This window comes from Chelativorans multitrophicus (genome assembly GCF_011317445.1).
Taxonomy (GTDB): Bacteria; Pseudomonadota; Alphaproteobacteria; order Rhizobiales; family Rhizobiaceae; genus Chelativorans; species Chelativorans multitrophicus.
This window is the reverse complement of the sequence record NZ_JAAAPL010000001.1, coordinates 996,736-1,010,089: the sequence shown is the minus strand read 5'-3', so window position 1 is coordinate 1,010,089 and position 13,354 is coordinate 996,736. Positions and strand designations below refer to the sequence as shown.

Here is a 13,354-nt window from a genome sequence, read left to right as displayed (position 1 = left end):
CCCAGGCCTGTAAACCAGGTACGGAGAGCATGATGACACGAGTTCACAGGCGCACAATCCTGCAGGCTGCGGGTGCAGCGATTGGATCGATGGCGATTGGTTCGCTGGCTGGCGGCCAAGCCTTTGCGCAGCAGGCAACTGAGCGGCCAATCATCAGGCGCGCAATCCCCAAGACGGGGGAGGAAATTCCTGTCGTTGGCCTTGGCACCTTCGAGACGTTCGATGTCTTGCCCGGCGAGCCGCGCGAGCACATCCGAGAGATCATGCGCCGCTTTCATGCGGCTGGCGGACGGGTAGTCGACACGTCGCCGCTCTATGGCATGTCGGAAGTGAGCGTCGGCGACTTTGCCACCGAGCTCGGCATCGCCGACGACCTCTTCATCACCAACAAGACATGGACGACTGGCGAATGGCTCTCGGATGACAGCCATTCCGAGGCGCAGCTCCGCCGCTCGATGGAACGGCTGTGGCGCAACAGAATGGACGTCCAGCAAGTTCACAGTCTGGAGAACGTCGATCAAGTCCTGCACGCGCTTCGGCGATGGAAGAGTGAAGGGCGGGTCCGGTACATCGGTGTCACGCAGTGGAGCCCGGAATACTACGACACGATGGAGCGGCTTATCCGCACCGGTGATCTCGATTTCGTGCAGGTCAATTACACGATCTTCTCCCGCCAGGCGGAGGAGCGCATCTTGCCGGCCTGCGCGGACAACGGCGTTGCCGTCCAGATCAACATTCCGTTCGAGAAGGCGCGGCTCTTCACCTGTGTAGAAGGCAGGCCGCTACCCGAATTCGCGGCCGACTTCGGTGCGGAAACCTGGGCGCAGTTCTTCCTCAAGTTCATCATCGCGCATCCGGCCGTCACCAATGTCATACCTGCGACGAGCAATCCCGAGCATCTGACAGATAACATGGGCGCGCTCTACGGTGAGCTGCCGGACCAGGCCATGCGAGCGAGGATGGTCGAGCACATGGAAGGGATCGAGGGATTTGGCGCCACGCTACGTCAGCCGCCGTATCCGGGAAAGAACTATGGCGGGGTCGTCACCTGGCCATTCAGGAGGACCTGAAGGTGGGCGGTCGACTCGGAAGCAAAGCCCTGCTGGTGATCGGCATCATTGTTGGCATTGGATCACCGGCGCGGTCGGAAGACGGCGAACGTGTCACGATCGGCGCGTTCGAAATCGATGCGACCGAGGTCACAATCCGGCAGTTCCGCGAATTTGCCGATGCGACCGGGCTCGAGACCGCAGCCGAGAAATCCGGCGGCGGCTTCGAATGGGGCTCGGGTTGGGAGCGCCGGTCCGGGTGGATCGTCTATCGCCCGTTCGGCGCTGAACCGGCCTCACTCGATGAGCCTGCCGTGCATGTGAGCTGGGAAGAGGCGTCCGCCTATTGCCGCTGGCGGGGCGGCCGACTCCCAACTGCACAGGAGTGGCGCCTTGCCGCCTACACAGAAACGCGATCGTCGGTGGCCGGCTTCGAGACCGGCCGAACTTATCGCTTTCCCTCCGGCGAAACCGCGGAGGGCATGAACACGCGGGAGGACGATCCTTGGCCGCGCCATGCGCCGGTCGGATCGACGCCTCCAGGTGTCAACGGCCTCCACGACATGGGAGGGAATGTCTGGGAATGGATCGCGGATCGGCAGGGTGACGAGGCACTCACCGCTGGGGGCTCGTGGTGGTACGGCAGCGAACAGGCGACAGCCGAGGCCATGCAGTGGAAGCCATCTGATTTCTACGCAGTCTATGTCGGGTTCCGCTGTGTATACCCGCCCCCTTCATGATCTGGCGGCCGGACGCCGAATCTCGCGCTCGACTTGATGCCACGATGCAACCCATCGTGCAGGAGTAGCCAAATGGATGAGGAATCCGGCCGCACCGATTCCTCTTCACGGATGGAAACGCATTCGGCTCCGCTCTCTGCGGTGGTGGCCGAGCGCGAGGTTCAGCCCTCAGAAACTCATCCATCGGCAAGGTCCACCGTAGAACCGACCTTCGCTGTGAGGCAGCTACAGGGTGGAGCCCCCGTCGAGCTCTGCTGGGGAACGAACACCGCCAGGTCGTCCCTGCGGCATCTTCATGAGGATTATCGCTTCGGAATTGCCGGATCAGGCCACTGGGCGTGTCGATACCGAGGTATCGATCACATCGTGACATCGGGGCACCTCCAGTATGCAGAGCCGGGCGAGACAAGCTTCTGCGCCTTCGACGGCGTGAACGATTCAAGCTATCGGGTCATCGTCATCAGCCCGGCCGCGCTTCAGGCGATTTATGAGGATATCACGGGGCGTCCATCGAATGCGCCGCACTTCCGAGATCACATTATTGCGGACCCAGCGATCTGGCAGTCGTTCGCCTGCACGCACGCGGAACTCACAAGTCCGATGAGCAGGCTCGAGGCCTCATCGCTGCTTCGCGACTTGGTTGTCCAACTTCTTGCCCGGAATCTGAGCAGCACTCGTGTGCCCCGTTGCACGCGCCACTCCAGCGGACTCGAGATCGTGCGCAGCTATCTGCATGATCAGATCGCGGCGAATCCATCGCTCGAGGAACTCGCCGCAATAGCGGGACTGAGTCCATTCCATTTCAGCAGGTTGTTCCGCCAGACGTTCGGTCTACCGCCGCATGCCTACCAGAACCACCTGCGCATCGAGCGTGCGAAGGAGCTCTTGAAAGGCGGGAATTCAGCAGCCGCAATCGCCCACGATCTCGGCTTCAGCGACCAACCCCATTTCATTCGCCATTTCCGCCGCCAAGTCGGCGTCACGCCGCAGCGCTACCTGGACGCATGGCTGCACTGGAACCGCTCCTTCGAACCGCAGGCTCCTGCGTGTTAGCTAAAGGGACTAGCGAACCTCAGCGCTCGTCCAGTTCGGGTTCAAGGCTGGCCACCACTTCGAAAAATCGTTCCGCAGTCACAGAAGGTAACGATCCTGCCCAAGCGGCGGCAACCGGTAAAGACGGAGCGGCGGGAGATACGGGACGAAATGCCACTCCGGGCCGGCCTGCGTTGGCCATGCCTTCCGTTACAAACCCGACGCCGGTACCAGCCGCGGCCAGCCCGACCAGGGTCGTCATCGGGGTGACATACTGCACGATGTGCGGGCTGATGCCCTCGTTCCTGAACAGAGCGACAGTTCGATCGTGGATACTGGGCCCGATTTCCCGAGGTGCCATGAGGAACGGCTGACGGTCGAGATCACGCACGGAAATGGTTTGCTGTGCCGCCAAAACGTGGTGTTCCGGCAAGGCGAGCATGAGCCTCTCCGATCGAAGCGCTCGAACCGACAGACCAGGAGTCTCGATTGGCGGATGAAGAATGCCGAGATCGATTTCGCCGGCAGCGAGAGATCGTTCCAGCGTTGGGGAGTTCATCTCCGCGAGTTCGACGGCAACATCCGGGAATCGATTCCGATAAAGCCGCACGGCCTCGGGAAGAGCGCTGTAGAAGGCTATCACCGTAAACCCGAGCCGGAGCCGGCCGACCTCACCACGGACGGCTCTCAGTGCTTGTGCCTTTGCCTGGGCGGCGTTGGCCACCGCCGTACGCGCGGGCTCGAGGAACGCTGCACCGGCTGCCGTGAGCTGCACATGGCGTCGATCTCGCTCCAGAAGCGCCGCTCCAACCTCGTGCTCAAGTGTTCGAATGCGCTGACTTAAAGCCGGTTGCGTGATGTGAAGGCGTTCGGCAGCCCTCCGGAAATGGAGATCTTCAGCGACGGCAACAAAGCAAGCAAGCGAACGAATGTCCATGGCGGAGAAAGCATTGCCTTATCACAGGGCGGGGTATTCGAATTGGATACTAATCAGTACCCGTGGCATCGTCCACTCAATCTGACGAAGCCTCGTCGAACAGAAGGAGCGTTCTATGCCCGGAAATCGCCTTGCCGCAGGTCTTGCGGCCGCATTGATGAGCAGCATCTTGAGCTTCCCGGCGATGGCTGATCCGGCCGAACTCGTCGGCCGCATATCCGGATCGACGATCGCTGTGATTTCCGACGGCGACTTCGTCGGCCAGACCTACGCGACCGGACGTCTTGCGCCGCGCGAGGCGGGTCATCGCGATCTTCTCACCATCCTGTCCATCGCTGATGGTCGTCTTGTCTCGGGTAGCCTTCCGCTGTCGAACTCGGTGACCGCCGCGCCGGAGGTTCTAGCGCTCACGCGCGATGGCCGGACGGCCTTTGTAACCGAGCGCCTGGGCGAACGCCTGGAGGGAGGGGATACGGTGGCCGATCTGCCGCCCGGCAACAGGCTGTTCGCGGCAGACCTTACAGACGAGGCAAAACCGCGGCTCGCCGATACGGCGGAACTGGCCGCTTTTCCGGAGGCTCTTGCGATCGGTCCAGATGGCCGACTGGTCGCCGTGGTGTCCAACACGGCGGAAGCGAGCTTTCTGCAGATCGTGCCCTACGACGGCGGCAGGTTCGGCGAGGTGACGCGGATCGATCTGGATGAACTCGGCGTGCGGGGCTCGGCTGGCGGACCGCGAGGCGGCGTGACGGCGACCAACGTGCAGTGGCACCCCTCCGGACGCTTCCTTGCCGTCAATATCAACACGCAGAACCGCGTCGCCTTCTTCGAGCTGACGGATGAGGACGGAAGACCGGGCCTGCGCCCGTGGGGCAATATAGTCGAGACAGGAGCAGACCCCTTCGTCGGGCGGTTCACACCGGACGGCGGCTTCTATCTCACCTCCGACTGGGGTAGGAACTTCACCGCCACCGACCTGGCCGGCCGCATCCCGGACAGGCCGTCGGCGATCAGTGTTATCCGCCTGGCCGATCGCACTCGCCGAGGCGACGACGAACGTCACGAGCGGATCGCCAGCGTCGAAACGGATGTCGCCGCCGAAGGATTGGCCGTCAGTCCTGACGGCAGGTTTGTCGCAACGGTGAACATGCGCGGCACCGCTTTTCCCACCGATACCGATCGTTTCCAGCCGGAGGGAACAGTCACCTTGCTCGCTTTCGACAGCTCAGCCGGCGCCCTGACAAAGATCGGTGACTATCCGTTCGAGGGCGTTCTTCCTGAAGGCGGCACGTTTGATCTCACGGGCGATCACTTCCTGGCCACGGTATTTCATGGGCATGACGGCGCGGATGACAGCGTAGGCTCGGGCCTCGAAGTGTTCCACGTCATCAAAGGCGATAATCCTGCCCTGGAACGTCTCGGCCGCATTCCGTTGCCGCACGGTGTTCACCACGTCGACATCGCCGGCGGGCAATAGCAGACGCTTGAAGGCGGCTCACTCGGATGATGGTGTCATCTTCTGCTGTCATCTGGCGCCGTCATGTCTGTCCGAGGAAATGCTCGGGAAGGATGGGAAGCGATCTCACACGGCGACCGCTCGCGTGGAAAACGGCATTGGCGATAGCGGCTCCGATGCCGATGCCGCCGAGCTCGCCGATCCCCCGCGCTCCGAGCGGTCCTGCCTCGGCGTCAAAGCCATCGATGAACTGGACTTCGATGTCGGGCACGTCAGCGTTCACCGGCACCAGGTAGCCGGCGAGGTTCTTGCTGAGAAACCGGCCAAGCGTATGATCCATCTCGGATTTCTCCAAGAGCGCCTGGCCGATCCCCCAGATGATGCCGCCGGTCATCTGACCTCGTGCTGCCTTCGGATTGATGATCTTTCCTGCGTCGTAGACGCCAACAACCCGCCGGACGCGCGGAATGGCCAGGTCCTTGTCGACACCGACCTCCGCGTAAACAGCGCCAAAGCTGTAGAGCGAGAAACGGCTCTCCTGCTCGGGTTGCCACCGGCCATCCGCTGAGAGTTCGTCAAGATTGAGCCGCTGCAACGCTGCCGCGAGACTTTCGCCGTTGGGCCGCCCGACCTCACCAAAGCGGGTCAGGAGGTTTCGAGCCGCGGCTTGGACCGCTGAGCCCGCGCTAAGCGTCACGCGCGAGCCCGCCGAAATCGGTCCTTCCGGCAGGCGGGTGTCGCCGATCACCACGTCCACGTTGGCCACAGGCACGTCGAGAACCTCAGCGGCCACTTGCGCGAGCACCGTATAGGTACCGCCGCCGATCTCCTGTGTTCCGGTCTCCACCCGAATGCGACCGGATTGAAGTGCTGTGACACGGGCTGAGGCTTCGCTCCGGAATGTCTGGAAGATCGCGGTGGCCATGCCGTAGCCGACGAGCTCCCGCCCGTCCTGGAGCGTGGCCGGCGGTGGGAGGGTTTGCGGCCAGCCGAACAGGCGCGCCCCTTCCGAGTAGCATTCGCGCAGCCGCTTCAGTGAGAAGGGTCTATTATGCGCAAGATCCGTATCAGTGTAGTTCCGCAGCCTGAGTTCCAGCGGGTTCATTCCCAGCTCGAATGCGAGTTCGTCCATTGCGATTTCGGTAGCGACCATGCCGATACCCTCGATCGGGGATCGCATCGGCGTCGGATTGCCCTTGTTGAGCCGGACGACGCGATGGGTGACCGCGGCATTGTCACACGCATAGACCGAGCGCGTGCCCCAACCGACGGGCTCAACGTGCCCGCCTGCGACCGAGCCCGCCAGAAGGCTGTCGTGGCGTGTGGCGAGAAGTGCCCCATCTTGAGTGGCGGCCAGCCGAACGGTCTGTACGGAGGCTGGCTGATAGCCATGCGCCGTGAAGGTTTGTGCACGCGTGAGGGTGAGACGAAGTGGTCGCCCAATTTCGCGAGAAAGAGCTGCCGCGAGGAGCTGATGCGACCAAATAAAACCCGTGCAGCCAAATGCACCGCCGACGAACTCGCATTGGACCTCAACCTGTGAAGGTTCAATCCCGAGCGCCTGCGCGACGGTGTTGCGGGTCAACATCACTCCTTGTACGGCATCACGCAGGATCAGCCGCTCTCCATGCCACATTGCCATGGTGACGGATGGCTCCATCGGCACATGATGCCGGTCCGCGGTGGCATAGGTGGCTCCGACGACGACGTCACCACGTTGCATGAACGTGTCGGGATCGCCGTGCTGCGTGTCCGGGGGCATGCCGTAGAGCGGCCTGTGCTCCGCTCGCGAGAGATTGCCCGCGAAGTCGGTTAGGAAGTCACTCCGATCATAGGTAACCTCAACCAGCCGCGCGGCTTCACGCGCCTGCTCGAAGGTTTCTGACACCACCACGGCGACCGGCTGACCCTCGTAGAGAACCCTGTCGTCTTGCATCGGGAGATGCGTGTCGCCTGCGGGCGGACTCGCGAGGCTCCGCAGCCTCGGCATGTCCAGATGGGTGAACACCCGGAGAACTCCGCCGGCCTCGCGCGCCCTCGAAAAGTCGATATCGAGCACGCGCCCGCTGGCGATGGTGCTTCCGACGATGAAGCCGTGGACCAGGCCTTCGGCCACGATATCGCCCGTGTAGCGGGCAGCGCCGGTGACCTTTGCTCGCCCTTCGACCCTGTTTGTTGCGACGCCGATAGCACTCATCAGGCGCGTCCTCCTGCAATTTGGACGGCCCGCACCGCAGCGCGTATGCCCAATTCGACCTTAAAGCGGTTGTGACGTCCCAGCCGCGCCTCGGCGAAGGATTGCTCGATGGCCCGGCGGAGAGCGGCATCGTCAGCGATCGACGTGCCTTCGAGTGCGGCCTCCGCCGCGCGCAGGCGCCATGGTTTGTGCGCCACGCCACCCATTGCCAGGCGCGCGCCTCGAATAGTACCGGCGTCGTTCTCGAAGGCCGTCGCGACAGAGACCAAAGCAAACTCATAGGAAGCGCGCTCGCGCACCTTCAAATAGCAAGAGTTTCGTGCTGCCGCAGATGCCGGTACATGGATCGCCCGGATCATCTCGCCCGGTTGAAGAACGGTTTCGGATGCATGGGCTCTGTCCGGCACGAGGTGAAAGCCATCCAAAGCGACGGTCCGCACGCCCTGCGCTGAAAGGAGCTCAACCGAGGCATCCAATCCAGCGAACGCGACCGCCACGTCGGAGGGATGGGTGGCGATGCAATGGTCGGTCCAGCCGAAGATGGCGGCTGCGCGGTCTTCCCCCAGCCGGGCCGAGCAGCCGGTTCCCCCTACCCGCTTGTTGCAGGGCAGCGGCGTGTCCGCCCGGAAATAGGCGCAACGGGTCCGCTGAAGCAGATTGCCGCCCATGGACGCCATGTTGCGGATCTGGGGCGAAGCACTTTTCAGGAGCGCTTGCGAAATAGCCGGATAGTCCCGCTGCACGAGCTCATGAGCGGCAACATCGCTCATCCGTGCCAAGGCGCCGATCCGAAGGCCGCTGGCGTCCGCCTGGACGTCGGCCAAGCCCGGAACGGCATTGATGTCGACGAGTAGGGAGGGAGCGACTATCCCTTCCTTCAGCCAGTTGAGGACTTCGGTGCCACCTGCGATGAGCATGGCGCCGGGTTGTGCGGTCGCCTCCAAAGCATCATCGAGGGAGGAGCTTCTTGCAATCGCGAACGGCCCCATTCAGATCTCCTCCATCCCGGAGCAAGAGCGAACGGCCGCTACGATCTGCGGATAGGCGGCACAACGACAGATATTTCCGCTCATGAATTCCCGGACCTCGTCATCCGAGGCGGCGTGACCTTCCCGGATACACGCCACGGCGGACATGATTTGTCCGGAGGTGCAGAAGCCGCATTGGAACGCATCATGTTCGATGAAAGCGGTCTGCACGGGGTGAAGCTGATCGCCCTCTGCAAGCCCTTCGATCGTGGTGATTTCCCGCCCATCCGTCATGACGGCAAGCGTCAGGCAGGAGAGAACTCTGCGCCCGTCGATATGAATCGTGCAGGCACCGCACTCGCCACGGTCGCAGCCCTTCTTCGTGCCGGTCAGGCCAATTGTGTCTCTAAGAGCATCGAGCAACGTTGCTCGATTCTCGACGGAGACCGGATGCACCGCGCCATTGACGTGCAAATCGAGCGTGGTTTTTTGGGCCGCGGCGGGCGACGGCTGAGCAGTGGCCTCTGCCCGGCGAACACTGATGGTGGGAAGGAGCGCGGCCGCGCTGGTTACTGCGCTGAGCTCCATCAGCTGACGTCTCGTAATTTCGGAAGGACTCATAACCGGCTCACGATCGTGTTTCTGGCTGTTCTTCTATTCGTCTTGCGTGCGTTCCTATGGTTGGCGCATCGGACACGCTTGTATTGAACATTCTTGCTGTCGAAGCTCTTCAAGACTGGCATCTTTGTTGATCCAGGTGCCGAGCCTCACATGTTTCATTTTGTAGCGGATTGGCGGTGGCTGAAATGACATTTGTGCGGCTGAATTCTGCCAAGCGCTTCCCCGCCAGCGCGACATCTGCAGCGTCCGCGTGGTGCCTCGCCGGGCCAATGAGCGCCATATGCTGCCCGACGCTTTTTGCTGATCTTGGCGGTTTTCAAGCTGTCCCGTCTACTTGAGGCGTGACGTGCCGCGTTGTCGACTCCGGATGCCGATCAAATTGGTGATTTACGGTATCCCAATAGTCTCAGGGCAGGGGCTGCAGAGGCACTTAAGGTTCCGGCGCACATGGTTCAGTGTGCATTTGGAGCATTTTGTCGTGTGCTGAATCCGCTCAACGCTGCACTGGAGGGCGGACGCACTCGTCTCGTCGATCGGCAAGTACGACCTGAGTAGGGGTCGGCATGACAGCAGTGACTGGCGCCAATGGGCCGAAGGTTGTTTCCAGACCCGATGCTTCATGCCGCACCACGCCGCATCGGATGGAGATTTCGCTCGCCGCAACGTCCCACTTGGCTGCCGCACCGGCAACGAGCATCATACGTGCCATGGCAGCGGCACGGCGGTACTCGTCCCAAGATTGGCGGCACTCGTGGCCGTTGACCGTCGCAGATCCTTCGGGGGCAGGCTTGCTTTTGTTCGTGTCGCTTGGATCTGTTTCGACACGGATCTGTGTTGCGTCAGCATGAAGTTCCGCGGCGACCGTCGTGGCGAGAGTCGACTCCACCTGCGCACGGCACCTTTGGGAAGCAATCACCGTGACAATGTTGTCATGCGCTATGCGGATGAGGCCGTTTGGGGCAAAAGTGCCGCCCGATGGCGCCGATTGTGCCAGCGCCCGATGACCGGGCAGAGAAAGGGCGACCACAAGGCCGAGAGCGACGATTGCGGAATTGTTCAATTTCTCGCGACGCATGGTGCAGAACTGTTCGATCATTGTGCCCCCTAAAGGTTCCAAGCTTTCTGGTGAACCGCGTGTCTTGGTCCGGCTTCCTATTACATCCAACGAGCATTGGGCCTTTCTTTGTCACGATTTCCGGAATCGGGCCATTGGGGCGCCGCGCGGGCCAAACTCCAGCTTCACCCGCGGCGTGATGTAGGCCATGCCGTCATACGCTGTCCGTGCCAGTGCGGCGGATGATGGAAAGTTTAAGATCTGCGGATTGTCGGCGTCGATTTCCAGTGACCACTTGCCATTGGTCGATCCGCCGCGATGCTGCACGATCGCGGTTTGGCGCGCCGGGAGCAGCTTTCGGCTACGCGCAACTCGACATCGCTCGGAAGAATTCGCAGCGCAGGCAGTGACTTGTCCGCAACATCAATAAGCTTTTCTAAAGCATATGATTGATGCGCCGGAGTATTTTGTAAAAACCAAGTTTTCTTGAAAGACCCGCCGACGCCGACGTGTTGCCTTCTGCCGTCGGATTGTCTCTGCGGAGATGATTCGAGGAAACACCGATCTCACCGGGTTCAGACAAACCCGCCTGAGGCAAGAGTCGGCATCCTGAGCGAGGGTGAGATCGGTTGGCGGGCGCGGCATTCGGCTGCGATGTATGATGGGGGCAGGAAAATGCGGCGGAACTCCGAGGGTGCGGCTTGTGCCGGGCTGAGCAGATCAGATCGGGCAGGGCAGGCGATGCGCCATGCTGGGTTCTCGCGTCTTCTGCGCGGCGGGCGCATGACCAAGTGGAAGGGCATGGCGGCGAGTTATGCGCCGCATGCCGCGGAGCTATTCTCATGCGCGGCGCGCGCGTCAGCCGCCATGCTGGCTGCGGTATTGCTTGGTGCCCTCGCCAATCCAGCGGAAGCTGCCGACAGATACTGGGACGCCAACCAGAACGGCGCCGGCTGGGGCGGCACCGGCGTCTGGGATGTCAGCAACTTTAACTGGAGTCCCAACAGTGACGGGACCAGCGGCCCTTTCAACGCCGCGTGGAACAACGGAGGCATCGTCCCCGGTACGATCGACAACGCCATCTTCGGCGGCACTGCGGGCACGGTGACGCTCGGCGCACCCATTACCGTCCATAACATCACTTTCCAAACCGGCGGCTATACGTTTACCGGCAATACGCTCACCCTGGCCGGCGCGACGCCCACCATCGATACAGGCACTGGCACCCAGACTATCAACTCTGTCGTCGCCGGGTCGGCAGGCCTGACCAAGACCGGCACGGGCACGCTTTCCCTGACTGGGACGAACACGTTCAGCGGCGGGATAACGCTGAGCGGCGGCACATTGCAGGCCAGTGGCAATGCCGCGCTCGGCGCAGCCAGCAACACGATCACGACCACGGCCAACGCAATACTGAACGTCGAGTCGGGCTCGATGGAGGACCGCGTCGTATTGATTGCGGGAGGCACGACGCTCTCCGTACAGGGCAACGGCGTGGGATCGGCGAAGTTCACAGGTTCGGGCAATCTCAACGCCTTTGGCGGGGTGACGCTCAACAATGATGAGAACGACTTTACCGGTACGACGACGCTCAGCGGCTATTTCGGGAGCAACGCTAGTATCTTTTTCACCTCTGTTGGTGACGTCGGCGACGCGAGTTCGCTGGGCGCCGGCGGAACGATTACGTTCACCAGAGGAGATCTTTCGCTCCTACGTTATATTGGCGGCGGCGACAGCTCGAACCGGGACTGGGTAATGTCGGGTGACGGGGCTCGTCGTTTCCTCAATGAAGGCACGGGAACGCTGACGCTCAGCGGCGACATCAGCCTGCTGCAGCGCACTAATTTCGAAGCCGTCGGCGCGGACTTCGATCTGCAGGGCGAAATCAGCGGCGCCGGCTCAGCTGTCTTCACCGCGGCTTCGGGTCGCACAATGACTCTGGGCGACGCCAACAGCTTCACGGGAACTGCGACCATAACCGGGGCCGGCGTCGTCAGCGTCGGGAAGCTTTCCAACGCCGGGGTGAACAGCTCGCTCGGCGCGGGAACCGGCGACGATATAATTATCAACAATGGCACGCTGCAATATACGGGCGACGGCGACAGCAGCGACCGCACGTGGTATTTCTCGACTGCCGCCACTTTGCAGCACGACGGCGACGGCGCGCTGACTCTCTCCGGCGCAATGGTGTTCAATCCCGGCCCCACCGTCGAAGTGCTCACGCTCAGCGGCACCTCCGACGATGAAAACAGGATAGAAGGCCCCATCAGTGGCACTGGCCGTGTCGTCATCAACAGCGCCGGTACCTGGGTGTTTTCCGGCGCCAACACCTATACGGGCAGCACCACCGTCAAGAGCGGCACGCTACGCGCTGGCGGCGCATCGGCCTTGGGCGCGTCGGGAACCGTCGTGGTCGATGGCGGCGTGCTCGACCTCAACAATCACAATTACACCTTCGGCAGGCTTGATGGCTTGGGCGGCGAGGTGAAGCTGGGCACCGGCAACCTTACGCTCGACACCGCCGACGGCGTAAACGCGGTCTATGCCGGCAGCATCACGGGCGACGGCGGTCTCTACAAGACCGGCGCCGGCAAGCAGACCTTGACCGGACAGAGCACGTATGCGGGCGCGACGAATATCTCAGGCGGCACGCTGGAACTGAGCTTCGTCGGGACCGGCGGCCCCACGTCCGATATCATCTCCGCCTCCTCGGCGCTCAACATGTCGGGCGGCACGCTGACGGTGACGGGCGTCGCCGGCGAAGGCAACACCCAGACCTTCAACGGGCTCGAGATCGGGGGCGGCGGCAACACGATCAGCGCCACCAATGCGACCGTCAATTTGGGCGAGGTCACCCGCGACGCCGGCATCGTCGACTTCAGCATCGGCGCTGGCGCCAAGATGACCGTTTCGGCAGACACCGAGCTCGGCGGCTGGGCCACCGTCAACGGCCGCGACTATGCCGATGTGAACGACCAGAACGAGATCGTGGCCTTCACCAATTACGCGCTGGGGGACGACGCGGCGTCGTGGAGCGACGGCGAAATCGTCGCCGACACGGATGGCGACGCCAATACGCCGTTCTACGGCATCGTGGACGAGGCCGGCGGCGATGATGTGGTGCAACTCGGCGGCTTGCGCTACGCGGCGGCGCGGGATTCCACGGTGACGGTCGCCGACGAAAAGACACTCGGCGTCGACGGCGCTATCATCGTGGGCGACCAAGTGGGCAGCAACAGCTTGGCCATCCAGGGCGGCTCGATACGCGGGGCCGCCGGCGGCGTCCTGGGCATCCAGTAG

General features: G+C 62.4%; 10 protein-coding genes. 5 read left to right on the top strand and 5 right to left on the bottom strand.

Features of this window, described 5'->3' with window-relative positions; translation table 11 throughout:
- The first annotated feature begins 32 nt into the window (after positions 1-32).
- From GNP00_RS04960 to GNP00_RS04950, 3 genes are all read left to right on the top strand, one after another.
- Positions 33-1,070, top strand: a complete 1,038-nt coding sequence (locus GNP00_RS04960) for an aldo/keto reductase (RefSeq protein ID WP_011579919.1) — start codon at positions 33-35, stop codon at positions 1,068-1,070.
- 2 nt (positions 1,071-1,072) lie between these two features.
- Complete coding sequence (locus GNP00_RS04955) at positions 1,073-1,789, top strand: SUMF1/EgtB/PvdO family nonheme iron enzyme (RefSeq protein ID WP_011579920.1); 717 nt, start codon at positions 1,073-1,075, stop codon at positions 1,787-1,789.
- A gap of 72 nt (positions 1,790-1,861) precedes the next feature.
- Positions 1,862-2,842: a helix-turn-helix domain-containing protein gene (locus GNP00_RS04950; RefSeq protein WP_049764635.1), complete on the top strand. Its 981-nt coding sequence runs from the start codon at positions 1,862-1,864 to the stop codon at positions 2,840-2,842.
- Between the two features lie 19 nt (positions 2,843-2,861).
- Here GNP00_RS04950 and GNP00_RS04945 read toward each other — a convergent pair whose 3' ends face one another.
- Complete coding sequence (locus GNP00_RS04945; RefSeq protein WP_011579922.1) at positions 2,862-3,758, bottom strand: LysR family transcriptional regulator; 897 nt, start codon at positions 3,756-3,758, stop codon at positions 2,862-2,864.
- A gap of 115 nt (positions 3,759-3,873) precedes the next feature.
- Here GNP00_RS04945 and GNP00_RS04940 point away from each other — a divergent pair, with 115 nt between their 5' ends.
- Positions 3,874-5,235: a lactonase family protein gene (locus tag GNP00_RS04940; RefSeq protein ID WP_166015742.1), complete on the top strand. Its 1,362-nt coding sequence runs from the start codon at positions 3,874-3,876 to the stop codon at positions 5,233-5,235.
- Positions 5,236-5,296: 61 nt separating this feature from the next.
- Here the strand turns inward: GNP00_RS04940 and GNP00_RS04935 are convergent, their stop codons facing one another.
- The 4 genes from GNP00_RS04935 to GNP00_RS04920 all read right to left on the bottom strand — a co-directional run bounded on the left by GNP00_RS04935 (position 5,297) and on the right by GNP00_RS04920 (position 10,096).
- Entirely contained in the window at positions 5,297-7,411 is a 2,115-nt protein-coding gene (locus GNP00_RS04935) for a xanthine dehydrogenase family protein molybdopterin-binding subunit (protein ID WP_011579924.1), read from the bottom strand.
- Positions 7,411-8,400 carry an FAD binding domain-containing protein gene (locus GNP00_RS04930; protein WP_011579925.1) on the bottom strand — a complete coding sequence of 330 codons (990 nt, stop codon included), beginning with the start codon at positions 8,398-8,400 and terminating at the stop codon, positions 7,411-7,413. The genes GNP00_RS04935 and GNP00_RS04930 overlap by 1 nt, the downstream gene beginning before the upstream one ends.
- Positions 8,401-8,967: a (2Fe-2S)-binding protein gene (locus tag GNP00_RS04925; protein ID WP_246259203.1), complete on the bottom strand. Its 567-nt coding sequence runs from the start codon at positions 8,965-8,967 to the stop codon at positions 8,401-8,403.
- A gap of 526 nt (positions 8,968-9,493) precedes the next feature.
- Complete coding sequence (locus tag GNP00_RS04920; RefSeq protein WP_011579927.1) at positions 9,494-10,096, bottom strand: hypothetical protein; 603 nt, start codon at positions 10,094-10,096, stop codon at positions 9,494-9,496.
- A 741-nt stretch (positions 10,097-10,837) separates the two neighbouring features.
- Here GNP00_RS04920 and GNP00_RS23280 point away from each other — a divergent pair.
- On the top strand, positions 10,838-13,354 hold the full coding sequence (locus GNP00_RS23280) for a beta strand repeat-containing protein (protein WP_246259204.1): 2,517 nt from the start codon (positions 10,838-10,840) through the stop codon (positions 13,352-13,354).